Below are 26387 nucleotides of genomic sequence, written 5' to 3'. Positions count from 1 at the left end.
AAGACCCCGTTCAGGGAATCGGGCTGCCGATGGGGGGCAAGTGGGGCAGGATCACCGGATGGAGCACGTACGCGATCTTTCGCTTCTGCCGAAAGCCCACCTCCACCTGCACTTCACCGGCTCGATGCGCCCATCGACCCTTCTGGAGCTGGCCGACAAGTACGGCGTCCGCCTCCCGGACGCCCTGACCGCCGACGAGCCCCCGAAGCTCCGCGCCACCGACGAGCGCGGCTGGTTCCGCTTCCAGCGGCTCTACGATGCCGCGCGCTCCTGCCTGCGCGAGCCCGACGACATCCGCCGGCTGGTCCGCGAGGCCGCCGAGGAGGACGTGCGGGACGGCAGCGGCTGGCTGGAGATCCAGGTGGATCCCACTTCCTACGCCCCCCTCCTCGGCGGGATGATCCCGGCCGTCGAGATCATCCTGGACGCCGTCGACGCCGCCTCCCGCGAGACGGGCCTCGGCATGCGCGTGCTGATCGCCGCCAACCGCATGAAGCATCCCCTCGACGCCCGTACGCTCGCCCGGCTCGCCGTCCGCTACGCCGACCGCGGCATCGTCGGCTTCGGGCTCTCCAACGACGAGCGCCGGGGCATGGCCCGCGACTTCGACCGGGCCTTCGCCATCGCCCGCGAGGGCGGCCTCCTCGCCGCCCCGCACGGCGGCGAGCTCACCGGCCCGTCCTCCGTCCGCGACTGCCTCGACGATCTGCACGCCTCCCGCATCGGGCACGGGGTCCGGGCAGCCGAGGATCCCCGGCTGCTCAAGCGGCTCGCCGACCGGCAGATCACCTGCGAGGTCTGCCCGGCGTCCAACGTGGCCCTCGGGGTCTACCAGCGCCCCGAGGACGTGCCGTTGCGCACCCTCTTCGAGGCCGGGGTCCCGATGGCCCTCGGCGCGGACGACCCGCTGCTGTTCGGCTCCCGGCTCGCGGCCCAGTACGAGATCGCCCGCGAGCACCACGCCTTCACGGACGAGGAGCTCGCCGAGCTGGCCCGCCAGTCGGTGCGCGGTTCCGCGGCGCCCGCCGACGTACAGGAGAAGCTGCTGGGCGGGATCGACCACTGGCTCACTTCGTGAGGCGCAGGTCGCCGTCGTAGCAGTCGGCCCGCACGCGCGCGCCGTCGGGGAAGCCGATCTCCAGGTGGGTGCGTCCCCGGGCGGGCAGCGCGTACTCGGCCACCGACTCGACGCTCTCGCCGAGGTGGCGCAGGAAGGGGTGGTCGCCGAGGTCCTCTCCCACCTCGACGCGGCCCCACTCCCCCATGTCGTACGGCGCGTGCGGCGCGGCGGATTCCACGATGAGGCAGGCGTCGGACCCGGTGGTGATCCGGGTGGATTCGCCGGCGCTGTCGAAGAGCCAGACGTCGAGGGGCGCCTCGGAGCGTTCGCCGTCGCTGATGTGCCAGGACGCGACGACTCTTCTGAGCGTGCGTCCCACCAGCCGGGTGGGGTCCGTACCGGCCCCGTGCAGGGGACAGAGCATGGGCGGGCCGGGACTCCTCAGATGCTGACGCCGACCGTCACCGGCTCGTTGACGAGGGTGACGCCGAAGGCCGCGTGGACGCCCGCGACGACCTCGCGGGCCAGGGCGAGGAGGTCCTCGGTGGTGGCCCCGCCGCGGTTGGTGAGGGCGAGGGTGTGCTTGGTGGAGATGCGGGCGGGGCCGTCGCCGTAACCCTTGGTGAAGCCGGCCTTGTCGATGAGCCAGGCCGCGCTGGTCTTCGTACGACCCTCGCCGGCCGGGTACGCGGGCGGGGCCGCGTCGGGGCCGAGGCGGTCCTGCGCGCGGGCCAGGAAGGCGGCGTACGCCTCGTCGCCGAGGATCGGGTTGTGGAAGAAGGAGCCGGCGGACCAGGTGTCGTGGTCGGCCGGGTCCAGGACCATGCCCTTGCCGGCGCGCAGCCGCAGGACGGTTTCGCGCACCTGCGCCGCCGGGACCCGGTCGCCGGCCTCGACGCCGAGGGCGCGGGCCGTCTCGGGGTATTTCACCGGCGCGGACAGGCCGCCCGCGTCCTCCAGCGCGAAGCGGACGCGCAGGACCACGTACCGCTCCGGCTCGTGCTTGAAGAGGCTGTCGCGGTAGGTGAACGCGCACTCTGCGGCCGACAGCGTGACCGTCTCGCCGCGCGCGCGGTCGTAGGCGACGACCTCGGTGATCGTGTCGCAGACCTCCTGGCCGTACGCGCCCACGTTCTGGATCGGGGTGGCGCCCGCGGACCCGGGGATCCCGGCCAGGCATTCGACGCCGGCCAGTCCCGCCTCGACGGTCCGGGCGACGGCGTCGCTCCAGTTCTCGCCGGCGGCCAGCTCCAGGCGCGTCCCGTCGAGCGTGAAGCCGGTGGTCGCGATGCGCAGGGCGGTGCCCGCGAAGCCGCGGTCGCCGATGACCAGGTTGCTGCCGCCGCCGATGACCAGGAGCGGGGTGCCGGACTCGTCGGCGGCGCGGACGGCGGCGACGACCTCGGCGTCGGTGGTCGCGGTGACCAGCCGGGCGGCGGGGCCGCCGAGCCGGAAGGTGGTCAGCGGGGCGAGGGGGGCGTCGTGGATTTCCTGCACGGGGACAAGAGTACGGTCCGTGTCCCCCCGACCCGGCGGGGCACGGACCGCGGTCTCACAGCAGTCGTTCCTTCTCGTGTGCGTCTCGGCGTTTGCGGTTCTCCCCGCTCAGCTCGCCGCGGGCACCTTCTCGACAGCGGGGGCGACGGCCGCGGCCACCGCCTGGCCCTGCTTCTCCCTCGCGCGGCCGGGCAGCAGCAGCGCCATGGCGGCCGCCACGGCGACGACCGCGGCTCCGATCCACAGGGCGGGGACGGTGCCGTCGGCGAAGGACTGGCCGCTCTCGTAGCCGCCCTGGGCGGAGAAGACGGAGGCCAGGGCGGCGACACCGAGGGCTCCGCCGACCTCGCGCAGCGCGCTGTTGGCTCCGGCGGCCTTGCCCTGGTCGGCGGGGGCGACGGTGGACATGAGGGCGTTGGAGGCCGGGGCGAAGAACAGTCCCATGCCGAGGCCGCTGATGATCAGCGGCGGGAGCTGGGCGGCGTAGGTGAGGTCGGTGCTCACGATCGCGGCGAACCAGCCGAGGCCGAGGGCCTGGAGCGCCAGCCCGGCGGCGACGACGGGGCGGCTGCCGATGCGGTCGGAGAGGATGCCGGAGATCGGCGCGGCGATCATGGGCATGCCGGTCCAGGGGAGCATGCGCAGCCCGGCCTCGGTGGGTGAGTAGCCGAGTACGCCCTGGAGGAACTGGCTCAGCAGGAAGATCGAGCCGAACATCCCGACGAACATCAGCAGGCTGGCCATGTTGATGCCGAAGAAGCCCCGGTCGCGGAAGAGCCGCATGGGCAGCACCGGGTTGGCGCTGCGGAACCCGTGGAAGATGAACGCACCGACCAGGAGGGCCCCGGCCACGAGGGAGGTCAGCACGGCAGCGCTGGTCCAGCCGTCCGCGTTGGCGTTGACCAGCCCGTAGACGATCCCGAAGAGGCCGAGGCTGATCAGCACCGTTCCCGGGACGTCCAGCTTGGCCTCGGGGGCGGTGGACTCGGCGAGCCGCAGCCGGGAGAGCGGGATGAGCGCGAGGCCGATCGGGACGTTCAGCCAGAAGATCCACTGCCAGGAGATGTGCTCGGTCAGGCTGCCGCCGATGAGCGGTCCGCTGGCGACGGCGAGGCCGCTGAGGGCTCCGTAGATGCCGAGGGCCATGCCGCGGCGGGCGGCCGGGACGGCGACGGTCAGCAGGGTGAGCGAGAGCGGCATCATGATCGCGGCGCCGACGCCCTGGACGGCGCGGGCGGCGATGAGCTCGTCGATGCCGGGCGAGAGGGCGGCCGCGGCGGACGCGCCGGTGAAGACGACCATGCCCGCGATGAACAGGCGCCGCCGCCCGAAACGGTCACCGAGGGCCGCGCCGAACATGAGCAGGACGGCGAAGGTGAGCGTGTACGCGTTCACCGTCCACTCCAGGTCCTCCAGCTTCCCGCCGAGGTCCTCGCGGATGGAGGGGAGCGCGGTGGTGACGACGAGGTTGTCGAGCGCGGCCATGAAGCCGGCGGCCCCGGTGATGACGAGCGCCCATATCGCGGGCGCCCGAAGCTTGGCGTCTTGCATGAATCCCCCAAAACTAGTTATTGCTCACTAACTTCACTGGGCAGAACTCCGCACCACCGGGTCGCACGCACGGGCGGGCGGCGGGCCGGGCCGGGGCAGGGCAGGGCAGGGCAGGGCAACAATGGAGCGGGTGGAGCTGGTGAACCGCTGGAGCCGTAGGGGCTGGCGGTCGGTGGGCAGGACCGCCGGCACCCCCGGACCTGGTGGACCGCCTGGTGGGCCGACCCCCCGGACGGGTGGGATCCACCCGGATCCCACCGGATGGGTCTACTGGGGCCGGATCCCGGGGTAGCAGCCGTCCCAGACGCGGTGTCCGGCCGGGAACCCCATGGCGGACAAGGTGTTGATCAGCATTCCGTAGGCGAGGAACGTGGTCGTCTCCTTCACGTCCGCCCCGAGCGGCACGTGGACGGTGTCCCACAGCTCCATCCAGGCGGCCCGCACCATTTCCCCGAACGCCGGCTCCCCGGCGGCTTCGGCGGCGGCGACCGTCACGTACGTCTGGAGCTGCATCTGCAGCTTGTCCGGCTGCTCGGCGATCAGCTGCATGTACGCCGCCCCCATGACCTCGACCGCCTCGACGCCCTCGTGGCCCTTGACGGCCTCCTCGAAGACGACGCGGATGTCCTCCATGCAGCGCGCCGCGGCGGCGAGGAAGATGGCCTGCTTGTTCGGGAAGAGCCGGAACAGGTAGGGCTGCGAGACCCCGACCCGCTTCGCGATCGCCTCGGTGGACGTCCCGTAGTACCCGCCCCGGGCGAACTCGCTCATCGCCGCCCGGATGACGCTCTCGCGCCGCTCGTCCGCACTCATCCTCGCCATGCCCCTAAGTTAGTGGTCAATCACTAACTACGCAACCACCGGGACGCGATCGGCGAGAACGACTGCCGGGGGGCGGGGCAGGGCCCGAAGGGGGAACGCCCTTGGCACCGGTCCGCCCCGGAAAGGGGTGGCGGCTGCGCGGACAGGCCGCCCCTCCCCCACCCCCCGCGGCGGAACTACGCGAGCGCGACCACCGCGCGCGACATCCCCAGCACCTTCTGCCCGGCGCTCTTCGCCGTCAGGTCGACCCGTACGCGGTTGTCGTCCAGCTTCGCCCCGACCTTCGCCGTGACCTCGATCAGCGCGCCCTGCCCGTCGTCCGGGACGACGACCGGCTTCGTGAACCGCACCCCGTACTCGACGACGGCGCCCGGGTCGCCCACCCAGTCCGTGACCACGCGGACCGCCTCGGCCATGGTGAACATGCCGTGCGCGATCACGTCCGGCAGCCCGACCTCGACGGCGAACTTCTCGTTCCAGTGGATCGGGTTGAAGTCACCCGACGCGCCCGCGTACCGGACGAGCGCCGCCCGGGTCACGGGGAAGGACGCCGCCGGCAGCTCGGTGCCGACCTCGACGTCGTCGTACTGGACCTTCGCGGCCATCTCAGACCTCCTCGGTGACGGGAGCGGGGGCGACATCGGGAGCGGCATCGGGAGCCTGCGCGGCGGCGGCCGGCGCGATCGGCCCGGCGGCCGGCTCGGGGGCCCGGGAGACGAGCTTCGTCCAGGCCGTCACCACGTGCTCGCCGCTCTCGGTGTGCACCTCGCCGCGGATGTCGATGACGTCGTTGCCGGCGAGGGACTTCACGGACTCGATGGTCGACGTCACCGTCAGCCGGTCACCGGCCCGCACGGGGCGGGTGTACGCGAACTTCTGGTCGCCGTGCACGACGCGGCTGTAGTCCAGACCCAGCGCGGGGTCCTCGACCACCAGGCCGGCCGCCGCGAAAGTGATGGCGAACACAAAGGTCGGCGGGGCGATCACGTCCAGGTGACCGAAGGCCTTGGCCGCGTCGGGGTCGGTGTAGACGGGATTCTCGTCCCCCACCGCCACCGCGAATTCGCGGATCTTCTCCCGCCCGACCTCATACGGATCGGTGGGCGGGTAGCTCCGCCCGACGAAGGACTGGTCGAGCGCCATGACCCACTACCTCCTAGTGAAACGACACGAGGCCGCCCCCCAAATGAAGGGGACGACCTCGTGACTGTGCCTGTTGTTCGAGACTTCGCTGGGATCAGCGGGTCTCGCGGTGCGCGGTGTGCGAGTTGCAGCGCGGGCAGTGCTTCTTCATCTCAAGACGGTCCGGGTTGTTACGCCGGTTCTTCTTGGTGATGTAGTTCCGCTCCTTGCACTCCACGCAGGCCAGCGTGATCTTCGGGCGGACGTCGGTGGCAGCCACGTGAGTGCTCCTTGACGGACAATAGGACGGATGAACGCATAAAAGAGTAGCCGATCGGGAGACCGACCCCGCAATCGGCTACTGTGTGTAGCGGCGACCGGACTTGAACCGGTGACACAGCGATTATGAGCCGCTTGCTCTACCGACTGAGCTACGCCGCTTTGATGAGATCCGCTCCCTGCCCGAGGACAGGGAACCTCTCTCACCAGAGCCCCAATGCGGAATCGAACCGCAGACCTTCTCCTTACCATGGAGACGCTCTACCGACTGAGCTATTGGGGCGAGCGAGGAAGACATTACACGGTGGTCAGCCGATCGCCCAAATCCTTTGCGGGGCCTGGCCTCGGAGCTCTGCGGCCGCGTTTCTCGATCTCCGCGAAATGAGCCTCCGGCGCCTCTCGGGGGGCTTTTGGCCCCGGAAAGTGTCCGAGGTCACAGCGCGGCCCACGGGCTGGAGCCATCGCTGTGGACCCGGCCGTGACGGACGCGCACGACGGTGCGCGCGGAAGGCCGTCACGGACGCGCACCGTGCGGTGCGCGCGGAAGGCCGGGCGATGGGCGCGGGCCGGGCGGCGGCCCGGGCAGGGGTCCGGACAGCGGCCCGGGCGGCGATCCAGGCAGCCGTGCGCCCGGACGGCGCCCGCGCCGGTACGACTATTTCTCTCTTCCTCGAAGCGGGGGCCCCCGCCCCCTAGGCTCTGAGCACGCTGCGTGATCTTGGGCCGCGGGCCGCGGTCACGGGTCCAGGAAACCGCCCGAGCCACCGCAGGAGTGCGATGTCCGACAGCCAGCCACAGCAGCCGTCCCACTCCCCGCGCAATCGCCCGGCCGACGACGGGGGCACCTTCGGCGGTCCCGCCGCCGACTCCACCACGCTGCTCCTCACCGGCGCCCGCCTCACCGACGGCCGCACCGTCGACCTCCGTCTCTGCGCCGGCCGGATCCAGGCCGTCGGCACGGCCGGCAGCCTCCCCGCCCCGGCGGTCTCCCGCGTCGACCTCACCGGCTATCTCCTGCTCCCCGCCCCAGCCGAGCCCCACGCCCACGGCGACACCGCTCTGACCGCCGACGGCGAAGGACCCGTCTCCTACGCGCCCGACGAGGTCCAGCGCCGCGCCACCGAGGCCGCCCTGCTCCAGCTGGGCCACGGCGCGACGGCCGTACGGTCCCACGTGCGCATCGGGGACGTGCACGGCCTCGGCCCCCTGGAGGCCGTCCTCCAGGCGCGCCGCTCCCTGCGCGGCCTCACCGACCTCACCGCCGTGGCCGTACCCCGGCTGCTGACCGGGGTGGCGGGCGCCGACGGGCTCGCCATGCTCCGGGACGCCGTGAAGATGGGCGCCTCCGTCATCGGCGGCTGCCCCGACCTCGACCCCGACCCGACGGGCTTCCTCGAAGCCGTGCTGGAGCTCGCCGCCGAGCACGGCTGCCCCGTGGACCTGCACACCGACGGGGACGACCCCGCCCGGCTGTCCCGGCTCGCGGCCATGGCCGGCGGGCTGCGGCCCGGCGTCTCCATCGGCCCCTGCGGCGGCCTGGCCCGGCTCCCGCTGGACGTGGCCGGCCGGGCCGCCGACCAACTGGCGGCCGCCGGCGTACGGGTCACCTGCCTCCCGCAGGGCGACTGCGCCGCCCTCGAACGGCGCGGCCTGCGCACCGCCCCCGTACGGCTGCTGCGCGCCGCCGGGGTCCGCGTCGCGGCCGGCAGCGGGGCCCTGCGGGACGCCGGCAACCCGGTCGGCCGCGGAGACCCGCTCGAAGCCGCGTACCTCCTGGCCTCCCAGGGCGGGCTGCGCGCCGCGGAGGCGTACCACGCGGTCAGCGCCGCCGCCCGCGAGGCGATGGCGCTGCCGGAGGTGCGGGTGGAGGCCGGTTTCCCGGCCGAACTGCTCGCCGTGCGCGGGGACCGGATCGCCGGCGTGCTGTCCCTGGCGTACAGCCGGATCGTGATCCACCGGGGGCGGGTGGTAGCCCGGACGAGTGCCGTGCGGGAGTACTGCGACTCCGCCGTCGCCGTGGCGCTGGACCTGCCCCGGCAGGGCCGTACGGAGCCCGGTCCCTGAACGTTCGCCGTGCGTTCGCGGGCGCGCGCGCCCGGCTCGTCGTACGGTCGGGACATGCGCATCGTCATCGCGGGTGGACACGGTCAGATCGCGCTGCGGCTGGAGCGCCTGCTCGCCGCGCGCGGGTACGAGGTCGCGGGGATCATCCGTGACCCGGAGCAGGGCGACGACCTCAGGGAGGCGGGCGCCGAACCGGTGCTGTGCGACCTGGAATCGGCCTCGGTCGAGCACGTGGCGGGCATCCTGCAGGGCGCGGACGCCGCGGTGTTCGCGGCCGGCGCGGGTCCCGGCAGCGGCGTCGGACGCAAGGACTCGGTGGACCGGGGCGCGGCGATGCTGTTCGCGGACGCCGCCGAACGGGCCGGCGTCCGCCGCTTCCTGATGGTCTCCTCGATGGGCGCGGACACCCGTCGCGAGGGCGACGAGGTCTTCGACGCCTACCTCCGCGCCAAGGGCGCGGCGGACGAGTACCTCCGTACCCGCCTGGGCCTGGAGTGGACGGTCCTGCGCCCCGGCGCGCTGCTCGACGACGCGGGCACGGGCCTGGTCCGGCTGGAGGCGCGGGCGGGACGCGGACCGGTCCCGCGCGACGACGTGGCGGCGGTGCTCGCCGAACTGCTCGAAACCCCCGCGACCGCGGGCCTCACCCTGGAGCTGATCTCCGGCTCGACCCCGGTCGCGGTGGCGGTCAAGGACGTCGCGGGCAACTGACCGGCGCCCCCACCCCGACCGGCGCCCGGCCGGTCAGAACTCGGCGGTCAGCTGGTCGTCGGACCGCCCGACCGAGTCCTGCTGGAACTGCTCCTCGTACGCCCGCCGGATCCGCTCGACGCGCACGCCGCGCTCGCCGGCCTCCTTCTCGGGTAGAGCAGGATCACCTCGTACGAGACCTCGTGGACGACGGCCCCGTTGCTCCCCCGCCACTGGCCGTGCCCGTCCTGGACGGTGAGTCCCTCGGGGAAGGCCGGGGTGATCTCCTGGTCGAGGAAGTGCATGAACTCCCGCGGCGCCCCCCACATCGGCACGCCCCGCCCGCCCGACAGGGTCCCGCCGCCGCCGGACGGCCCCGGGCCGGTGCCCCACTCCGCACCCTTCCGCGCGGGCCTCACGCACCGACGCCTTCCGGTTCCCGGGCGTACGAGAAAACCCCCGTTCATCGCGTTTCCGCAATGAACGGGGGTCTCACTCGCGTGGCGGCGCCAGGGTTCGAACCTGGGTAGGCTGAGCCGGCAGATTTACAGTCTGCTCCCTTTGGCCACTCGGGCACACCGCCATGATCGCTGCCGTCTTTCCGCCTTTCGGCGGCGCTCCGTGGCAACGACGTAAACAATACCCGATGGCCGGGGGTGCTTCGCCACGGGATTGATCAGCGCCGCACGTGGGCGTGGTGGCTAGGCTTTACGGCGCGGGCCGGGGATGTCCGGCCGCGCCCCCAGGGGCCGTCACAGCCGACTTCAAGGAGCCACAGCACATGGCCGACTCCAGTTTCGACATCGTCTCGAAGGTCGAGCGGCAGGAGGTCGACAACGCCCTCAACCAGGCCGCCAAGGAGCTTTCGCAGCGTTACGACTTCAAGGGCACCGGCGCCACCATCGCCTGGTCCGGCGAGAAGATCCTCATGGAGGCGAACTCCGAGGAGCGCGTCAAGGCCGTCCTCGACGTCTTCGAGACCAAGCTGGTCAAGCGCGGGATCTCTCTCAAGGCGCTCGACGCCGGGGAGCCGCAACTGTCCGGCAAGGAGTACAAGATCTTCGCCACGATCGAGGAAGGCATCTCCCAGGAGAACGCCAAGAAGGTCGCGAAGATCATCCGGGACGAGGGCCCCAAGGCCGTCAAGGCCCAGGTCCAGGGCGAAGAGCTGCGCGTCAGCTCCAAGAGCCGCGACGACCTCCAGGCCATCCAGGCCCTCCTCAAGGGCAAAGACCTGGACTTCGCGATCCAGTTCGTCAACTACCGCTGATCAGCGCCTCCGGCCCCCGCGCACGCGGGGGACGACGGGGGCCGACGGGGGCGCGTCGCCGGGACACCTCGGCGGCGTGCCCCCGTCGCTTTCCGGGACCCCGGTCCGTCCGTCAGCGGCCCGCGGGCCGGTGGCCGTCGCGGAGCCGGTCGACGACGCTGAGGAACAGGAAGAAGTTGGGGATCTTCGCGACCGGGGTGTTCGACCACGCCAGCAGCTTGCCCGCCTTCGCCACGAAGACGGTCCCGTTCTTGACCTCGACCTTCTGGATCTCGCCCCAGTGCGCCCCGCCTCGCTTGGGGGTGGCGATGCCTCCGAGGGTCATCGAGATGTCCCCGAAGCCGAGGGTGGCCCCGTTCTCCAGCGCGGTGATCACGCCCGGCAGCTGGGCCCGGGTGATCTCGTGCTGGATGGCCGCGCCCCAGCGTTCCGGGTCGGCGTAGAAGTTGGTCAGCTTGACGGTGGAACCGTCCTGCCTGAACAGCGTGTAGAGGTAGCTGGTCCCGACGTAGACGCCGTTGGCGTACCGCTCGGTGATCTGCTGGAGCACCGTCATGGAGTCCCAGCGGAACGCGCTGACCGGACCGCTGCCGTCGGCGACGACCAGCCCTTCCTCGAACAGGTGGATGCGCTTCGCCGCCTGCTTGCGGGAGAGGTTGGGGCTCTGCGCGAGCAGCCAGACGAACATCAGGCCGGGCAGGACGAAGCACGCGAGGCCCAGGACCGCGAACAGGAACAGTCCGGCCATCCGCCAGGCGCCCAGGCGCTGGGGCAGGAAGGATTCGCGGTGGAGTCCCAGTCCCTGGGCGGTGGCGAGCGCGGCGACCTCGTCCGGTATCCGCTCATGGACCGAGGGGGCGGCGGCGGCTGACGCCATGGTGCCTCTTTCATAGCGCCCGCGGTGTCCTCCGCGAGCGGGTGCGATGGGAGCAGGCGGAGCCTAACCGGCCAATCAAAACCAGCCACTGCCGGGCTGTCCGCCACGTCCCCGGCCGCGATCGCGCGAGGCGGGCGCGGGTGGCACGTACCCGGCGTGAACGGCGTAGGCGCCTGCGGCGCTCCCGATGCGGACTGGGGTGACCGGGAGTGCGCCCGCCACGCCGAGGCCTGTTCACCGGCGCCGCGACAGAGGGGTTTCCGCATGCCTGGGACCGGCCGGCGGGCGGGCCGACTGGTCCGCCGTGGCCCTCGGGGCGGGGACCGTCGCGGTGCTGGTGGCCTGGCGCCGGATGCCGGACCGGCTGCGGCTGGTGCCGGGGGCGCTCGTCGGGGTGGCGGCCGCGACCGCCGCGGCCGTGCTGCTGCGGTTGCCGGTGGAGCGGGTCCGGGTGACCGGGGTCCTCCAGGCCGTGGCCCCGCCCGGCTGGGAGGACTTCGGGGTGCCGGCGTCCGTGGGGGCCGTCGGGACCGTGATCGCGCTCGCGCTGATCGCCTCCGCCGAGACCCTGTTCAGCGCGGCCGCCGTGGACCGGATGCACGACGGGGAGACCTCCCACGTCCATCTCGAGCAGGTGTGGGCGGGCCAGGAGCTGCACGTGCGGATCGTGGGCAACGCCAGCTTCCTGCGCCTGCCCGAACTCCTCGACGAGCTGGACGCGTTGCCGCGCGGCGGCCCCGTGCGCCTCGACCTGAGCGGGCTGCGCCACCTCGGCCACGCCTGTCTGACCGCGCTCGACGGCCGGGAACGCTCCCGCACGCCACTCCCCGGCCGGGAGGGCGTCATCTGTCGCGGTTACGCTCCAGCGGTGAACGAGGAGTTGAAGCGCACCCTGGGCGTCGGCGACGCGGTCGTCGTCGGGCTCGGCGCGATGGTCGGGGCCGGGATCTTCGCCGCGCTCGCCCCGGCGGCGCGCGCGGCCGGCGGGGCGCTCCTCGCGGCGCTCGCGCTCGCCGCCGTGGTGGCCTGCTGCAACGCGCACTCCTCGGCGCGGCTGGCCGCCCGGTACCCGTCCTCGGGCGGCACCTACGTGTACGGGCGCGAGCGGCTCGGGCCCTTCTGGGGGCATCTGGCCGGCTGGGGCTTCGTCGTCGGCAAGACCGCCTCCTGCGCGGCGATGGCCCTCACGGTCGGGGCCTACGTGTGGCCCGGCCACCAGCGCGCGGTGGCCGTGGCAGCGGTGGTGGCGCTGACCGCCGCGAGCTACGGCGGGGTGCGCAAGTCCGCCCGGATCTCCCGGGTGATCGTGGCGGCCGTGCTGGCCGTGCTGGCCGCGGTCGTCGTGGCGTGCCTGGCCGGCGGTGCGGCCGACGCCGGCCGGCTCGGCGGCGGGGACTGGGGCGCCCCGGGCCTGGTGCGGGGTGCCGGGCTGCTGTTCTTCGCCTTCGCGGGCTACGCCCGGATCACCACACTGGGCGAGGAGGTGCGTGATCCGGAGCGCACGATCCCGCGGGCGGTGCCCCTGGCCCTGGGGATCGCCCTGCTCGTGTACGCCGCGGTGGCGGTGGCGGCGCTGTCGGTGCTCGGCTCCGACGGGCTGGCCCGGTCGGCGGCTCCGCTGGCCGACGCCGTGCGGGCCGCGGGGTGGCCCGGGCTGACTCCCGTCGTCCGGGCGGGTGCGGCCGTGGCCGCGCTGGGCTCGCTGCTGGCCCTCGCGCTCGGGGTGTCGCGGACCACCCTGGCGATGGCGCGGGACGGGCATCTCCCGCGCGCGCTGGCCGCCGTACACCCCCGGCACCAGGCACCGCACCATGCCGAGCTGGCGGTGGGGACGGTCGTGGCGGTGCTCGCCGCCACCACCGATCTGCGGGGTGCGATCGGTTTCTCCTCCTTCGGCGTCCTCGTGTACTACGCGATCGCGAACGCCTCCGCGTGGACACTCGATTCAGGTGTCAAGGACCGGGCCGTGGCAGTGGCGGGACTGTCCGGCTGTGTGGTGCTGGCCTGTGCGCTGCCCCCCGCTTCGGCGCTCACCGGAGCGGCCGTCCTGGCACTGGGCGCGGCGGCCTACGGCGTGCGCCGAAGGCTCACGCCCCGGGCACCCGGGCCGCCCGGGGTATGACTCCGCACCGGCGGCCCGGCCGCGGGGGCCGTTCGGTGGTCTCGCTTGCGGCGACAGCTCTCGAACACTCCATGAATCCACTCATGCACAAACAGTGACACCCCCCACTGACAATCGCCCTGACCTGGGCCTTCAGTCGCCTGTCCGTCCCGGACCCCGGCCCCCACCGGCCTCCGGCCGCGCGTCCGGCTCCGCCCCCCGCTCCGCCCGGTGCGCCGGGTCGTGCCCCGTCCCGCGCGCCGAGTCGTAGCCGACGAAGAAGGTGGGCCGGCGCTGCACCGCCGTGTAGATGCGGCCGATGTACTCGCCGAGCAGGCCGACGCAGATCAGCTGCACGCCGCCGAGGAACAGCATCATGATGAACAGCGAGGTCCAGCCGGGCACGGTCTTGCCGCGCAGGTAGATCGCCAGGGTGGCGGCCACCATCAGCAGGCAGCCGAAGAAGCTGGCCACGCCCAGCCAGGTCGCCAGGCGCAGGGGCGCGGCGGAGAAGTTGATGACGCTGTCGATGCCGAGGCGGATCATCTTGCTCAGCGGGTACTTGGTCTCCCCCGCCACCCGCTCCTCGCGGTGGTAGGTCACCTGCCCGCTCGGGAAGCCGAGCCACGGCACCAGCAGCCGGTACACCTGGTGCTGGTCGGGCATGGCCTTGACCGCCTCGACGGCCGCCCGGCTCAGCAGCCGGAAGTCGCCCGCCTGCGCGGGTACCTGCTTGCCGACCAGGCGGCGCACGAGCCAGTAGTACGCGCCGGCCGAGCGCCGCTTGAACCCGGTGTCGGTGCTCCGGTCGCCGCGGACCCCGTAGACGATGTCCAGGTGGTCCCGGCGGGCCAGGTCGAGCATCTCCGGGATCTTCTCCGGGGGGTCCTGGAGGTCGGCGTCGATGCTGGCGACGTACGCGCCGAGGGCGCTGTGCAGTCCGGCGGTGAGGGCGGCCTGGTGGCCCGAGTTCCCGCGCAGCCGCACGACGCGCAGCTCGGGCCACTCGACCTGGAACTCGGTGAGGAGCGCCGCGGTGCGGTCCTCACTGCCGTCGTCGACGGCGACGACCTCGTAGGCGACGGCCATGGCGTCGAGCGCGGGGCGCAGTCTGGCCACGAGGGCCGGGAGCGCGTCCTCCTCGTTGTACATCGGCACGACGACCGAGAGGGTCGTGGAGGGCTCAGTCGACATCGGTTCTTCCTTGCCCGTTGTGCGTGCCGCTCGTTCGCGTCATCGTCCGCAAGCCGGAACTTTAATACGAGTGGACGAACCGGTTTCGGGCTCAGCGCGAGGCGAACGGCGCGTCCGTGGGAACGATTTCACGGCCCAGCGGGAGCAGCGAGAGCGGGACCATCTTGAAGTTCGCGATGCCGAACGGGATGCCGATGATCGTGACGCACAGCGCGATGCCGGTGACGATGTGGCCGAGGGCCAGCCACCAGCCCGCCAGGACCAGCCACAGCACGTTGCCGACGCAGGAGGCGGCGCCCGCGTCGTGGCGCTCCACGGTGGTGTAGCCGAACGGCCACAGGGCGTACACCGCGATCCGGAAGGCGGCCACGCCGAAGGGGATCCCGATGACGGTGATGCAGAGGAGCACGCCGGCCAGGCAGTAGCCCAGGAACAGCCAGATTCCGCTGAGCACGAGCCAAATGACGTTCAGGATGGTCTTCACCGGCTGTGACCTGCCATCTGTTCGAGCCGGGCGATGCGCTCGGCCATCGGAGGGTGCGTGGCAAACATTTTGGACAATCCCTCGCCGGGGCGGAAGGGATTGGCGATCATCATGTGGCTCGCCGCCTCCAGCCTGGGCTCGGCCGGCAGGGGCAGCTGCTTGGTTCCGGCGTCCAGCTTGCGCAGAGCGCTCGCGAGGGCGAGCGGGTCGCCGGTGAGCTGGGCGCCCGAGGCGTCCGCCTCGTACTCGCGCGAGCGGCTGATGGCCAGCTGGATCACGGACGCGGCCAGCGGGCCCAGGATCATGATCAGCAGCGTGCCGAAGAGCCCGGGGCCCTCGTCGTCGTTGGAGCGGCCGACCGGGATCAGCCAGGCGAAGTTGACCAGGAACATGATCACCGAGGCGAGGGCTCCGGCCACCGACGAGATGAGGATGTCGCGGTTGTAGACGTGGCTCAGCTCGTGGCCGATGACCCCGCGCAGTTCCCGCTCGTCGAGGATGCGCAGGATGCCTTCGGTGCAGCAGACGGCGGCGTTGCGCGGGTTGCGTCCGGTGGCGAAGGCGTTGGGGGCCTCGGTGGGCGAGATGTAGAGCCGGGGCATGGGCTGGCGCGCGGACGTCGAGAGCTCGCGCACCATGCGGTAGAGCTCGGGGGCCTCGAACTCGCTGACGGGGCGGGCGCGCATCGCGCGGAGAGCCAGCTTGTCGCTGTTCCAGTACGCGTAGGCGTTCGTCCCCAGGGCGATGAGGACGGCGACGATCAGGCCGCCCCGGCCGAAGAAGCTTCCGATGACGATGATGAGGGCCGAGAGGCCGCCGAGGAGTACGGCGGTCTTCAGCCCGTTGTGCCGGCGGTGCACGGTACGCCCTCCAAATGGTGCGGCAGGGGGACCCGTCCAGGATCTGTGGATCTCAGGGCCTACGGTCCAGTGGACCCTTCCTTCCTGGTCAACGCGAGGTGAGCGCCACGGGTTCCCGCGCCGCCCCCGCCCGGCGCCCCGGCGGAGCGGGCCGCGGGTCCGCTCCGGGCGCTGGGCCGTGCGGGGTACGAGCGCAGACGGCGGGCCCGGCCGGGGACCCGGCCGGGGACCCGGCCGGCCCGAGCCGGGCGTAAGCCGGACGTGCGCCGGGCGCACGCCGGGCGGGTCCGCTCAGAGGGCGAAGAGGCTGCCCGTCGCGAAGCGCAGGACCAGCTGCGGGGCGCAGGAGAGCACCAGCGCGGTGGCGGCGGTGAGCGCGATGGCCGCGGTGATGGGCCACGGGGTCCCCGTACGGGGCCTGGCGCCCTCCTGGGCCGCCTCGCCCGCGCCCTGCCCCTTCGGGGTGCGGAAGAGCAGGGCCGTCCAGCGCAGGTAGTAGTACAGCGCGACGACGACGTTGACGGCCATGACCACGGCGAGCCAGCCGAGCCCCGCGTCGATCGCCGAGCGGAAGACGGTGACCTTCGCGAAGAGCCCGATGATGCCCGGCGGCAGGCCGGCCAGGCAGAGCAGGAAGAACGCCAGCGCGAGGGCCGCGAGCGGGCGCTCGGCGTACAGGCCGCGGTAGTCGGCGAGCCGGTGCAGGGGCTTCGTACGGGCCACCAGGGCGGCCACGGAGAAGGCGCCGAGGTTCACGGCCGCGTACATGAGGGCGTAGGCGACGGTGGCGCCGATCTGGTCGCGGCCGGCGTACGCGGCGGCGGCGATCGGGACCAGCAGGTAGCCGGCCTGGCCGACCGAGGACCAGGCGAGCAGCCGTACGGCGCCGTTCGGGCGGTCGGCGGACTGGCGCAGCGCGGCGGCGTTGCCGAGCGTCATGGTGAGCGCGGCGAGGACGGCGAGGGCCGGGCCCCAGACCTCCCGGTACGCGGGGAAGGCGATCACGGTGACGAGGATGAGGCCGGTGAAGCCGACGGCCTTGCCGATGACCGAGAGGTACGCGGCGACGGGCAGGGGCGCGCCGACGTAGGTGTCGGGGACCCAGAAGTGGAAGGGGACGGCGGCCGTCTTGAAGGCGAAGCCGACGAGGGTGAGCGCGACGCCGGCCATGGCGAGGGTGTCGAGCTGCCCGGGGACGTGTTCGAGCCCCTGGGCCACCTGGACGAGGTACAGGGAGCCGGTGGTGGCGTAGACGAAGCTGACGCCCATCAGCGACACGGCGGTGGCGGTGACGGAGGAGAGGAAGAACTTGAGGGCGGCCTCGGAGGAGAGCCGGTCGCCGCGGCGCATGCCGACGAGGGCGAAGGCGGGCAGCGAGGCGACCTCGAGGGCGACGATCAGGGTGGCGAGGTCGCGGGAGGCGGGCAGCAGGGCGGCGCCGGCGGCGGAGGAGAGCAGCAGGAACCAGTACTCGCCGGCCGGGATGCGCGTCTCGCGGACGGTGGTGACCGACAGCAGGGCGGTGACCAGGGCGCCGGCCAGGACGAGGAACTGGACCACCAGGGCGAAGTGGTCGGCGGTGTAGCTGCACGCGCCGGACCCGGCCGCGGCCGGCCCGGTGAGGCAGAAGGTGCTGCGGTCGCCGGCGCGCAGGGGAAACAACAGTGCGGTCGCGGCGGCCAGTCCGGCCACGGAGACCCAGCCGAGCAGCTGCTTGCGGTGTTCGGGTACGAAGAGGTCGGCGACGAGCACGATCAGGCCGACGGCGGCGGCGGTGACCACGGGTGCGACGGCGAGCCAGTCGACCGACTGGACCAGGGTGGGGGCGTCGGCGGCCGTGATGACGAGGGGCTGAAGGGCCGTCATGAGTTGCCTCCCGCGAGGAGCTTCTGGACGGCCGGGTCGGTGAGGCCGAGGAGGACCGCGGGCCACAGGCCCGCGAGGACGGTGAGGGCGACGAGCGGGGTCCAGGCGGCGAACTCGTAGTGCTGGATGTCCGCGAGGGCCGCCGGGGCGGCGCCTTCGGAGCGCACGGCCTTCGGGTCGCCCATGCACACGCGCCGTACGACGATCAGAAGATAGGCGGCGGTGAGCAGGGTGCCGAGCGCGCCGACGGCCATGTAGGTGAGGAACGCGGGCCGGGACAGGCCTTCGGCGGGGGCGAACGCGCCGAACAGGGCCAGCATCTCGCCCCAGAATCCGGCCAGGCCGGGCAGGCCGAGGGAGGCGACGGCGGCGAAGGCGAGGAACGCGCCGAAGCGGGGGGCGCGGCCGTAGAGGGCGGCGCCGGTGGCTCCGGCGAGGGTGTCGAGGTCGGCGGTGTCGTAGCGGTCCTTCAGCGCGCCGACCAGGAAGAAGAGGAGGCCGGTGATCAGGCCGTGGGCGATGTTGGCGAAGAGCGCGCCGTTGACTCCGGTCGGGGTCATGGACGCGATGCCGAGCAGGACGAAGCCCATGTGGCCGACGGAGGAGTAGGCGATGAGGCGCTTGAGGTCGCCCTTGCTGCCCTTGCGGGCGAGCGCCAGGCAGGCCAGGGACCCGTAGACGATGCCGATGGCGGCGAAGGCGCCCAGGTACGGGGCGAAGGTGGCCATGCCCTCGGGGGTGGCGGGCAGCAGGATGCGGACGAACCCGTAGGTGCCCATCTTCAGCAGGACGCCCGCGAGGAGGACGGATCCGACGGTGGGGGCGGCCGTGTGGGCGTCCGGCAGCCAGCTGTGCAGCGGCCACATCGGGGTCTTCACGGCGAGGCCGGTGCCGATGGCGAGGACGGCCAGGACCTGGGTGGTGCGGGACAGTCCGCGGCCGTTGTCAGAGGCGAGTGCCACCATGTCGAAAGTGCCGCTCTTCAGTCCGATCAGCAGCAGACCGAGCAGCATGACGACGGATCCGAGGAGCGTGTAGAGGATGAACTTCCAGGCGGCGGCCTGCCGCTGAGCACCGCCCCATCGGGCGATGAGGAAGTACATCGGGATGAGGACCATCTCGAAGGCGAGGAAGAAGAGCAGCAGGTCGAGGACGGCGAAGGTGGCGAGGGTGCCGGACTCCAGGACCAGCAGCAGGGCGACGAAGCCCTTCGCGGAGGGGCCCGCGGGGAACTTGAAGTAGCTGTAGAGCGCGCAGAGGAAGAACAGCAGCGCGGTCATCAGGAGGAGGGGGAGCGAGATGCCGTCGATGCCGAGGTGGATGCGGACGTTCAGCGCCTGGATCCAGCTGATGTCCGTCGTCGCCTGGAAGCGGGACGGGGCGTCGTGGTCGAAGCCCGTGGCGAGGGCGATCGCCGCGGCGAGGATGACGCCGGTCACGGTCACGCCGTGGCGCAGCACGGCCTGTTCGGGGCTCTTGCCCTTCAGTCCGGGCGGGGCCGGCAGGAGGGACGCGACGGCGCCGACGAGCGGTCCGGCCACGACGAACGCCAGGAGGAACTGCATCACGGACGGGCTGATATCAATCACGGCTGACTCACGGCTCACGATCCGGCGTTGACGTTGGCGAGGACGGCGGTGGCGATCGCCAGGACCACGGCACCGGCGAGCAGGGCGCTCAGGTAGCTCTGCACGTTGCCGGTCTGGGACCGGCGGACGAGGCCGCCGAGCAGCCGGGGGCCGAGGCCCGCGCCACGGACGTAGGTGTCCACCACCTCGCGGTCGAGGAAGCGTACGAGGGCCGCGGCGGCCCGCACGGGGCGTACGAAGGCCCGGTCGTAGACGGCGTCGAGGTGGAAGCCGACGGCGGCGTGGCGGTGCAGCGGGCCGAGCAGGGCGCGGCCGGGGTCGGCGGCGGGGCGGGCCGGGACGACGGGGTGGTCGTGGGTGACCTCGTCGACCTCGGGGCTCTCGGCGGCGGATGCGGCGGCGACGACGGACGCGGGCACCGCGTGCGGGGCGCCGGCGGCTCCGGCCGGGGCCAGGGCGGCCTTGGCCTCGGCGCGCTGCCACAGGGCGTAGGTGAGGACCGCGCCGACGACGGCCGCGCCGGTGCCGAGGACCGAGGTCGTCAGCGACGGGGTGAGCTCGCGGCCGTCGAAGAAGTCGGCGAGCGGGCCGACCAGCAGGCCGAAGCCGATGGTCGGGATCGCCAGCAGCCACAGCACGCCGGTCATGGCGAGGGGCTCCTTGCCGTGGTCGGGGGCGGCCGCGCCCCGGCCGCGGAAGGCCATCAGCCACAGCCGGGTGGCGTAGGCGGCGGTCAGCAGGGCGGTCAGCACGCCGGCGACGAGGACCACCCAGCCTGCCGCGCCCGGCGCGGCCTCGGAGTGGCCGGTCGCGGTGTGCTCGGCGGCGACGAGGACGGCTTCCTTGGAGAAGAAGCCGGCGAAGGGCGGGATCGCGGCGAGTGCGAGCAGCGCGATCGTCATCGTCCAGAAGGCGTCGGGGATGCGCTGGGTCAGGCCGTCCATACGGGACATGGCGGCCAGGGAGTTCGTACCGGCGGCGTGGATGATCACGCCGGCTCCGAGGAACAGGAGGGCCTTGAAGGCGCCGTGGGACAGGAGGTGGAAGACGGCGGCCTCGCGGTCGCCGACGGCCAGGGCCCCGATCATGTAGCCGAGCTGGCCGATCGTGGAGTAGGCCAGCACCCGCTTGATGTCGTCCTGGGCCAGGGCGGCCAGGGCCGAGCCGATCATCGTGACGGCCGCCATGACGGCCATGACCACCAGCGCGGCCCGGGAGGCCGCGAAGACGGGCAGGAGGCGGGCCACGAAGTAGACGCCGGCGGCGACCATCGTCGCGGCGTGGATCAGAGCGGAGACCGGGGTGGGGCCGGCCATGGCGTCCGGAAGCCAGGTGTGGAGCGGGAACTGCGCGGACTTGCCCGCGACTCCGGCCAGCAGGAGCAGCGCGATGAGCGTCGGGTGGTCGAGTCCGCCGGCGGCGACGGTCCCGAGGATCTTCGTGATCTGGAAGGAATCGGCGTCGGTCGCGAGGGCGAACAGGCCGATGAGGAAGGGGACGTCGCCGAGCTTGGTGACGAGGAAGGCCTTGAGGGACGCGGAGCGGGCCGCCTCGGTCTCCCAGTAGTGGCCGACCAGGAAGTACGAGCAGATGCCCATGATCTCCCAGCCGACCAGCAGCACCATCAGGTCGCCGGAGTAGACGACGAGCAGCATGGCGGAGGTGAACAGGGAGACCAGGGCGGCGTAGGACGGATAGCGCGGGTCCTCGCGCAGGTACGCCGTCGAGTAGATCTGTACGCAGGTGGCGACGACGCCGACCAGGACGGCCACCAGCACGGCGAAGCCGTCCAGGTAGAGCGAGAGGTCGATGGGCACCGAGCCGGTCGGGGTCAGCTCGGTCGCCGTCTCGATCGCCGGGCCGCCGCCCTGGCGGACGGCGACGAGCACGGCCAGTACGGCGGATCCGACGGTCGGCAGGATCGCGAGGGGCCTGACGAAGCCGGGGGCGGTGCGGCCGAGCAGCAGTCCCGCGAGCGCGCCGAGGAACGGCAGGAGGGGGACGAGTACGGCGAGGGTCGGGGTGCTCACGCGGCGGCTCCAGTCGCGCTGTTCACGCTGTCCGGCTCGTGACCCTCGGCGGTGTCGCGCAGTCGGTCGACGTCCGCGGTGCCCCGGTTGCGGTACACCACGAGCACGATCGCGAGGCCGATGCCGATCTCCGCCGCGGCGATGGCGATGGTGAAGAGGGTGAGGGCCTGGCCTGCGTGCAGGGTGTCGCGCAACCAGACGTCGAAGGCCACCAGGTTGAGGTTGACGGCGTTGAGCATCAGCTCGACGGACATCAGGACCAGGATGGCGTTGCGGCGGGCGAGTACTCCGTACAGGCCCGTGCAGAAGAGGAGGGCCGCGAGCACGGCCGGGTAGGCGAGGTGCATCAGCGCTGCCCCTTCTTGTCCGCGGTGGTCGTGGCCGGAGCGGCCGGCGTGGCCGGCGTGGCCGGCGTGGCCGGCGTGGCCGGCGTGGCCGGCGTGGCCGGCGTGGCCGGCGTGGCCGGCGTGGCCGGCGTGGCCGTCTTCCCGCCGGTCCCGGCGTCGCCGTCGCCGTCGGCGGTCTTGCGGGAGAGCACGACGGCGCCGATCAGGGCCGCGAGGAGGAGGACGGAGAGCGCCTCGAACGGCAGGACCCAGTGCCGGAAGAGGATCTCTCCGGTGACCTGGGTGGAGCCCTGGACGGGGCCGTCGAGGTCGATCCAGGTGGCGCGGAAGGCGTCGACGACCACCCAGACGAGCGCGACGGCCGCGACCGCGGCGACGCCGAGGGCGACCGGGCGGTTGCCGGAGTCGGCGTCCGGCGAGCGGCCGATGGGCGCCTTGGTGAGCATCAGTCCGAAGAGGAGGAGGACGACCACGGAGCCGAGGTAGATCAGCACCTGGACCCAGGCGATGAACTCGGCGGTCAGCAGCAGGTACTCGACGGCGACCCCGCCGAGCGCGACGACCAGCCACAGGGCGGCGTGCACGAGCTGCTTGGTGGTGACGGTGACGGCCGCCGCGCCGAGCGTGGCGAGGCCGACGAGGACGAAGGTGATCTCGACGCCGGTCGGGGAGAGGAAGCCGTTGCCTTGGGCGGCTGCGGTGATCACGCGTCTCCTTCCGGGGTGTCGGGGGTCGCGGAGGCCGCGGAGGCGGCGGCCTCGGCAGCGGCGGCGGCCGCCTCGGCCTTCTCCACGGCCTTGCGGGCGGAGGCGAGTTCCTTGGGTTCCTCGGCCGCCGGGTCCAGGGCGGGCGGGGCCGGGACGGTCCACATCCACTCGCGCAGCTTGTCGCGCTCGTGGGTGAGCTCGTGGATGTCCGTCTCCGCGTACTCGAACTCCGGCGACCAGAAGAGCGCGTCGAAGGGACACACCTCGATGCAGATGCCGCAGTACATGCAGAGGGAGAAGTCGATGGCGAAGCGGTCGAGGACGTTGCGGCTGCGCTCGCGCCCACCGGGGGCGCTGGCTGGAATCGTCTCCTTGTGGGAGTCGATGTAGATGCACCAGTCGGGGCACTCGCGCGCGCACAGCATGCAGACCGTGCAGTTCTCCTCGAACAGGCCGATGACTCCGCGCGAGCGCGGCGGGAGTTCGGGCTGCACGTCGGGGTACTGGGCGGTGTGCGAGCGCTTCGTCATCGTGCGCAGCGTGACGGCCAGGCCCTTGGCGAGGCCCGAGCCGGGGATGGGAGGCATTTACTGGATCGCCACCTTCACGATGCCGGTGAGCGCGATCTGGGCGAGCGCGAGCGGGATGAGTACGGTCCAGGCGAGCTTCTGCAACTGGTCCTCGCGGAGCCGGGGGTAGCTCACGCGGAGCCAGATCACCACGAAGGACAGCGCGGCGATCTTGATGAGGGTCCACACCCACCCGGCGCCGTCGGCGCCGAAGGGGCCGTGCCAGCCGCCGAGGAACAGGACGGTGGTGAGGGCGGAGAGGACGACGATGCCGGCGTACTCGGCGAGCAGGAACAGCGCGAAGCGCAGGCCGGTGTACTCGGTGTACGCGCCGAAGATGATCTCGGAGTCGGCGACGGGCATGTCGAAGGGGGGCCGCTGGAGTTCTGCGAGGCCGGCGGTGAAGAAGACCAGCCCGCCGACGATCTGCCAGGGCAGCCACCACCACTCGAAGGCGTCGACGATGCCGGGGAGCGAGACCGTACCGGCGGCCATGGCGACCGAGGCCGCGGCGAGCAGCATGGGCAGCTCGTAGGCGAGCAGCTGCGCGGCGGTACGGAGGCCTCCGAGGAGGGAGAACTTGTTCGCGGAGGCCCAGCCGGCCATGAGCGAGCCGAGCACTCCGATGCCCATCACGGCGAGCGCGAAAAAGAGCCCCGCGTCGATGACCTGGCCGACGGCGCCCTCGCCGGGGCCGATCGGGATGGCGAGGAGGACGAGGAGGTACGGGAGGAGGGCGACGGCCGGGGCCAGCTGGAAGACGCGTCGGTCGGCGTCGGCCGGGACGATGTCCTCCTTCTGCGCGAACTTCACTCCGTCGGCGACGAGCTGCGCCCAGCCGTGGAAGCCACCGGCGTACATGGGGCCGAGCCGGCCCTGCATGTGGGCCATCACCTTGTGCTCGGTCTGCCCGATGACGAGCGGGAGCACGAGGAAGACGGCGAAGACGACGATCAGCCGCAGGGCGACGTCGAGGACGTCGTTCACGCGGTGCCTCCGTTGTCGGTGGTGGGGTCGGTGGTCTGGGCAGGCTCTGCCGGTGCCGCCGGCGCGGCCGGATCCGCCGACGTGCCGGGCTTCGCCAGTGCGGCGGGCTTCGCCGGTGCGGCGGGCTTCGCCGGTGCGGCGGGCTTCGCAGACTCGCCCGACTCGCCCGACTCGCCCGACTCGCCCGTCTCGGCCGGCTCGCCCGACTCGGCCGGCTTCGCCGGTTCCGGCGGGGGCTCGGCGAAGGCGGGCCTCGGGTCGTGCCACGGGGCGTCCGTGCTCCGGGGGCCCGGTCGCTCGGGGGCGTCCGGGGCGGGCTCGGTGGCCTGGCTCGCTGAGCCGTCCGACGCCGAGCGCGTACGGCGCGGCGGTCGCGCCGCGGCTTCGCCGTCCGCCGGAGCGGAAGCCGGAGCAGGAGCAGGGGAAGCTGCCGGAGCCGGAGAAGCTGCCGGAGCGGCGGCCGGAGCCGGAGCGGGGGAGGTTGCAGGGGCCGGCGCAGCGGCGGCCTGGCTGGCCGAGCCCTCGGACACCGAGCGGCTGCGGCGCGGCGGCCGCGCCGGGGTGTCCGGGGTGTCCGGGGTGTCCGGGGTGTCTGCGGCGCCCGTCGGCTCCGCCGCCGGGCCCGCGCCGGCCGGACGCGTGCGCCGGACCGGGCGCTCCCCGGCCGCGGCGCCCGCGGCGCCGGCACCCGCGCGCGGGGTGCGGGCGGGACGGGCGGGGGCCGGCGGGAGCTGGCCCTTCATCGGGCCCCAGTCGTTGGGGTCGGGGACGCCCGGCGGGAGCATCTGGCGGCGCTTGGGCGCGTCCGGGTCATGGGCCTCGCCCGGTTCCTTCGCGCCCGGCCAGGCCTTGGCCACGCGCGCCGCGAGGACGAAGTCCTTGCGCAGCGGGTGGCCCTCGAAGTTCTCCGGGAGGAGCAGCGGGACCAGGTTCGGGTGGTCCGTGAAGACGATGCCGAACATCTCGAAGGTCTCGCGCTCGTGCCATTGCGTCCCGGCGTAGACCGAGACCGCCGAGGGCAGGGAGGGAGCCGTGTGCGGGACGGTGGTCCGCAGCAGGAGGCGGCGTACGCGGTGGTTCTCCAGGGACACCACGTGGGCGCAGACCCGGAAGCCGGTGCCCGGCTCGTCCACCGCGCTCAGCCAGTCGAAGTAGGTGCAGCCCAGCTTGTCCCGGGCGATCTCGAGCGCGGGGATCCAGCTGGCCGTGGGCACGTCGACGGTGAGCAGCGAGTAGGCGAAGGAGGCCACGGCCTCCTCGCCGAAGATCGTGCCCGCCGCGTCCGGGAGGGAGTCGTAGAGGTTCACGCGTCCGTCCCGGGGGCCGGCGGGGCGGCGACCAGGCCGCTGGTGAGCTGGGAGACCGACGGGGTCGCGTACCGCTCGGCCAGCGACTCGCGGGCGATCTTCTCCTGGAGCTTGAGGATGCCCTGCAGGAGCGCCTCGGGTCGGGGCGGGCAGCCGGGGACGTAGACGTCGACGGGGATGATCTGGTCGACGCCCTTGGTCACCGCGTACGAGTCCCAGTACGGGCCGCCGCAGTTGGAGCAGGCGCCGAAGGAGATGACGTACTTCGGCTCGGGCATCTGCTCGTACAGCCGCTTGACGGCCGGGGCCATCTTGTCCGTCACGGTGCCCGAGACGATCATGAGGTCCGCCTGGCGCGGGCCGGGCGCGAAGGGGATGACGCCGAGCCGGATGAAGTCGTGCCGGGCCATCGAGGCGGCGATGAACTCGATCGCGCAGCAGGCGAGACCGAAGTTGAAGACCCACAGGCTGTAGCGGCGGCCCCAGTTGAGGACCACCTTCATGGGCTCGGGCGCGAGGCGGGAGAGGACTCCCAGCTTCTTCGGTTCCGGAAGGAGCTGCGGCTCCGGTGTCACGTCCATTCGAGGACGCCCTTCTTGTACGCGTAGAGCAGCCCGACGGCCAGGAAGCCGAGGAAGATGAACATCTCCACCAGCGTCGTGGCGCCGTAACCGGCGGCGGCGAAGACCGTCGCCCACGGGAAGAGGAAGATCGAGTCGACGGCGAAGATGACGTAGAGGAAGGCGTAGACGTAGTAGCGGACCTGGGTGTGCGCCCAGCCCTCGCCGACCGGGTCCACACCGCACTCGTACGTCAGCAGCTTCTCGCGGGTGGGGACGACGGGGCGCAGCAGGCGGCCGGCGCCGAACGCCACCGCCACGAACAGCACACCGAGCACGGCCAGGAGGCCGACGACCGAATACGTCCGGAAGTAGTCCGCGGCGAGCACGGACACGGTCGATACCGTTGGTTCGGGCACGTCCGTTCCTCGTTCCTCGGCCAATGTCGATGATCAGGGTGATCTGGTACGGACGGGAGTCTAGGGCCTGGTCCCGGCGGGGTGGGGTTATCCCCCGTTTACCTCGGCCTGACCGCACCATGGCACCGGTCGCCC

27 protein-coding genes and 3 tRNA genes are annotated in these 26387 nt (G+C 72.6%); 5 read left to right on the top strand and 25 right to left on the bottom strand.

Annotated features, from left to right (window positions below):
- Positions 1-58: 58 nt before the first annotated feature.
- Positions 59-1078, top strand: coding sequence for an adenosine deaminase (locus ABZY44_RS01480; protein WP_356649519.1), 1020 nt, complete (start codon positions 59-61; stop codon positions 1076-1078).
- Here the strand turns inward: ABZY44_RS01480 and ABZY44_RS01475 are convergent.
- The 9 genes from ABZY44_RS01475 to ABZY44_RS01435 form a co-directional block, all read right to left on the bottom strand.
- A complete protein-coding gene (locus tag ABZY44_RS01475; RefSeq protein ID WP_356649518.1) occupies positions 1068-1484 on the bottom strand; it encodes a hypothetical protein in 417 nt (138 codons plus the stop codon). The two genes, ABZY44_RS01480 and ABZY44_RS01475, sit on opposite strands and share 11 nt — an antisense overlap.
- A 17-nt stretch (positions 1485-1501) precedes the next feature.
- On the bottom strand, positions 1502-2557 hold the full coding sequence (locus ABZY44_RS01470; protein WP_356649517.1) for a UDP-N-acetylmuramate dehydrogenase: 1056 nt from the start codon (positions 2555-2557) through the stop codon (positions 1502-1504).
- A 108-nt stretch (positions 2558-2665) separates the two neighbouring features.
- A complete protein-coding gene (locus ABZY44_RS01465; RefSeq protein WP_356649516.1) occupies positions 2666-4108 on the bottom strand; it encodes a DHA2 family efflux MFS transporter permease subunit in 1443 nt (480 codons plus the stop codon).
- Between the two features lie 267 nt (positions 4109-4375).
- Positions 4376-4930, bottom strand: a complete 555-nt coding sequence (locus ABZY44_RS01460) for a TetR/AcrR family transcriptional regulator (protein ID WP_356649515.1) — start codon at positions 4928-4930, stop codon at positions 4376-4378.
- A gap of 176 nt (positions 4931-5106) precedes the next feature.
- Complete coding sequence (locus tag ABZY44_RS01455) at positions 5107-5535, bottom strand: MaoC family dehydratase (RefSeq protein WP_356649514.1); 429 nt, start codon at positions 5533-5535, stop codon at positions 5107-5109.
- 1 nt (position 5536) lies between these two features.
- On the bottom strand, positions 5537-6073 hold the full coding sequence (locus ABZY44_RS01450) for a MaoC family dehydratase N-terminal domain-containing protein (protein ID WP_356649513.1): 537 nt from the start codon (positions 6071-6073) through the stop codon (positions 5537-5539).
- Between the two features lie 94 nt (positions 6074-6167).
- A complete protein-coding gene (rpmG, locus tag ABZY44_RS01445; RefSeq protein WP_003956487.1) occupies positions 6168-6332 on the bottom strand; it encodes a 50S ribosomal protein L33 in 165 nt (54 codons plus the stop codon).
- Positions 6333-6420: 88 nt separating this feature from the next.
- Positions 6421-6493: transfer RNA gene (locus ABZY44_RS01440), tRNA-Met, on the bottom strand.
- Positions 6494-6541: 48 nt separating this feature from the next.
- A tRNA-Thr gene (locus ABZY44_RS01435) sits at positions 6542-6614 on the bottom strand.
- Positions 6615-7108: 494 nt separating this feature from the next.
- On the opposite strand from ABZY44_RS01435, the gene ABZY44_RS01430 reads away from it, so the two are divergent.
- Together ABZY44_RS01430 and ABZY44_RS01425 are read left to right on the top strand one after the other, a co-directional pair.
- A complete protein-coding gene (locus ABZY44_RS01430) occupies positions 7109-8395 on the top strand; it encodes an amidohydrolase family protein (RefSeq protein WP_356649512.1) in 1287 nt (428 codons plus the stop codon).
- 54 nt (positions 8396-8449) lie between these two features.
- On the top strand, positions 8450-9106 hold the full coding sequence (locus tag ABZY44_RS01425; RefSeq protein ID WP_356649511.1) for an SDR family oxidoreductase: 657 nt from the start codon (positions 8450-8452) through the stop codon (positions 9104-9106).
- A 47-nt stretch (positions 9107-9153) separates the two neighbouring features.
- On the opposite strand, the gene ABZY44_RS01420 is transcribed toward ABZY44_RS01425, so the two are convergent.
- Both ABZY44_RS01420 and ABZY44_RS01415 read right to left on the bottom strand, forming a co-directional pair.
- Positions 9154-9504, bottom strand: a complete 351-nt coding sequence (locus ABZY44_RS01420; protein ID WP_356649510.1) for a DUF3574 domain-containing protein — start codon at positions 9502-9504, stop codon at positions 9154-9156.
- An 82-nt stretch (positions 9505-9586) separates the two neighbouring features.
- A tRNA-Tyr gene (locus ABZY44_RS01415) sits at positions 9587-9668 on the bottom strand.
- A 198-nt stretch (positions 9669-9866) separates the two neighbouring features.
- Here ABZY44_RS01415 and ABZY44_RS01410 point away from each other — a divergent pair.
- A complete protein-coding gene (locus ABZY44_RS01410; RefSeq protein ID WP_356649509.1) occupies positions 9867-10355 on the top strand; it encodes a YajQ family cyclic di-GMP-binding protein in 489 nt (162 codons plus the stop codon).
- A gap of 112 nt (positions 10356-10467) precedes the next feature.
- On the opposite strand, the gene ABZY44_RS01405 is transcribed toward ABZY44_RS01410, so the two are convergent.
- Positions 10468-11232 carry a DUF6585 family protein gene (locus tag ABZY44_RS01405; RefSeq protein WP_356649508.1) on the bottom strand — a complete coding sequence of 255 codons (765 nt, stop codon included), beginning with the start codon at positions 11230-11232 and terminating at the stop codon, positions 10468-10470.
- 868 nt (positions 11233-12100) lie between these two features.
- Here ABZY44_RS01405 and ABZY44_RS01400 point away from each other — a divergent pair.
- Complete coding sequence (locus ABZY44_RS01400) at positions 12101-13354, top strand: APC family permease (RefSeq protein WP_356649591.1); 1254 nt, start codon at positions 12101-12103, stop codon at positions 13352-13354.
- 132 nt (positions 13355-13486) lie between these two features.
- On the opposite strand, the gene ABZY44_RS01395 is transcribed toward ABZY44_RS01400, so the two are convergent.
- The 13 genes from ABZY44_RS01395 to ABZY44_RS01335 all read right to left on the bottom strand — a co-directional run bounded on the left by ABZY44_RS01395 (position 13487) and on the right by ABZY44_RS01335 (position 26252).
- The gene (locus ABZY44_RS01395) at positions 13487-14527 is read right to left on the bottom strand and encodes a glycosyltransferase family 2 protein (RefSeq protein WP_356649507.1); all 1041 of its coding nucleotides are present in this window, start codon (positions 14525-14527) and stop codon (positions 13487-13489) included.
- Between the two features lie 91 nt (positions 14528-14618).
- Positions 14619-15011 carry a YccF domain-containing protein gene (locus ABZY44_RS01390; protein WP_356649506.1) on the bottom strand — a complete coding sequence of 131 codons (393 nt, stop codon included), beginning with the start codon at positions 15009-15011 and terminating at the stop codon, positions 14619-14621.
- Positions 15008-15871: a zinc metalloprotease HtpX gene (gene htpX / locus ABZY44_RS01385; RefSeq protein ID WP_356649505.1), complete on the bottom strand. Its 864-nt coding sequence runs from the start codon at positions 15869-15871 to the stop codon at positions 15008-15010. The genes ABZY44_RS01390 and htpX overlap by 4 nt, the downstream gene beginning before the upstream one ends.
- Positions 15872-16162: 291 nt before the next feature.
- Positions 16163-17737, bottom strand: a complete 1575-nt coding sequence (locus tag ABZY44_RS01380) for an NADH-quinone oxidoreductase subunit N (protein ID WP_356649504.1) — start codon at positions 17735-17737, stop codon at positions 16163-16165.
- Positions 17734-19302 carry an NADH-quinone oxidoreductase subunit M gene (locus tag ABZY44_RS01375; RefSeq protein WP_356649590.1) on the bottom strand — a complete coding sequence of 523 codons (1569 nt, stop codon included), beginning with the start codon at positions 19300-19302 and terminating at the stop codon, positions 17734-17736. The genes ABZY44_RS01380 and ABZY44_RS01375 overlap by 4 nt, the downstream gene beginning before the upstream one ends.
- Positions 19303-19340: 38 nt before the next feature.
- A complete protein-coding gene (locus ABZY44_RS01370; RefSeq protein ID WP_356649503.1) occupies positions 19341-21356 on the bottom strand; it encodes an NADH-quinone oxidoreductase subunit L in 2016 nt (671 codons plus the stop codon).
- Positions 21353-21703, bottom strand: coding sequence for an NADH-quinone oxidoreductase subunit NuoK (nuoK, locus tag ABZY44_RS01365; protein WP_356649502.1), 351 nt, complete (start codon positions 21701-21703; stop codon positions 21353-21355). The genes ABZY44_RS01370 and nuoK overlap by 4 nt, the downstream gene beginning before the upstream one ends.
- Entirely contained in the window at positions 21703-22407 is a 705-nt protein-coding gene (locus ABZY44_RS01360) for an NADH-quinone oxidoreductase subunit J (protein WP_356649589.1), read from the bottom strand. The genes nuoK and ABZY44_RS01360 overlap by 1 nt, the downstream gene beginning before the upstream one ends.
- Positions 22407-22997, bottom strand: a complete 591-nt coding sequence (locus tag ABZY44_RS01355) for an NADH-quinone oxidoreductase subunit I (RefSeq protein ID WP_356649501.1) — start codon at positions 22995-22997, stop codon at positions 22407-22409. The genes ABZY44_RS01360 and ABZY44_RS01355 overlap by 1 nt, the downstream gene beginning before the upstream one ends.
- Positions 22998-23966: a complex I subunit 1 family protein gene (locus ABZY44_RS01350; protein WP_356649500.1), complete on the bottom strand. Its 969-nt coding sequence runs from the start codon at positions 23964-23966 to the stop codon at positions 22998-23000. It lies immediately after the preceding gene.
- Positions 23963-25273: an NADH-quinone oxidoreductase subunit C gene (locus ABZY44_RS01345; RefSeq protein WP_356649499.1), complete on the bottom strand. Its 1311-nt coding sequence runs from the start codon at positions 25271-25273 to the stop codon at positions 23963-23965. Before ABZY44_RS01345 ends, ABZY44_RS01350 begins: the two co-directional genes overlap by 4 nt.
- Positions 25270-25854 (bottom strand): NADH-quinone oxidoreductase subunit B family protein, encoded by a 585-nt coding sequence (locus ABZY44_RS01340; protein WP_356649498.1) that lies wholly within the window; start codon positions 25852-25854, stop codon positions 25270-25272. The genes ABZY44_RS01345 and ABZY44_RS01340 overlap by 4 nt, the downstream gene beginning before the upstream one ends.
- Positions 25845-26252 (bottom strand): NADH-quinone oxidoreductase subunit A, encoded by a 408-nt coding sequence (locus ABZY44_RS01335; RefSeq protein ID WP_356649497.1) that lies wholly within the window; start codon positions 26250-26252, stop codon positions 25845-25847. Before ABZY44_RS01335 ends, ABZY44_RS01340 begins: the two co-directional genes overlap by 10 nt.
- Between the last annotated feature and the right edge of the window lie 135 nt (positions 26253-26387).

Origin of the sequence: Streptomyces sp. NPDC006544 (assembly GCF_040611715.1) — a bacterium.
In the GTDB taxonomy this organism is placed as follows: domain Bacteria; phylum Actinomycetota; class Actinomycetes; order Streptomycetales; family Streptomycetaceae; genus Streptomyces.
The sequence above is the reverse complement of the archived record's forward strand: the minus strand, read 5'-3'. Positions and strand labels throughout refer to the sequence as shown.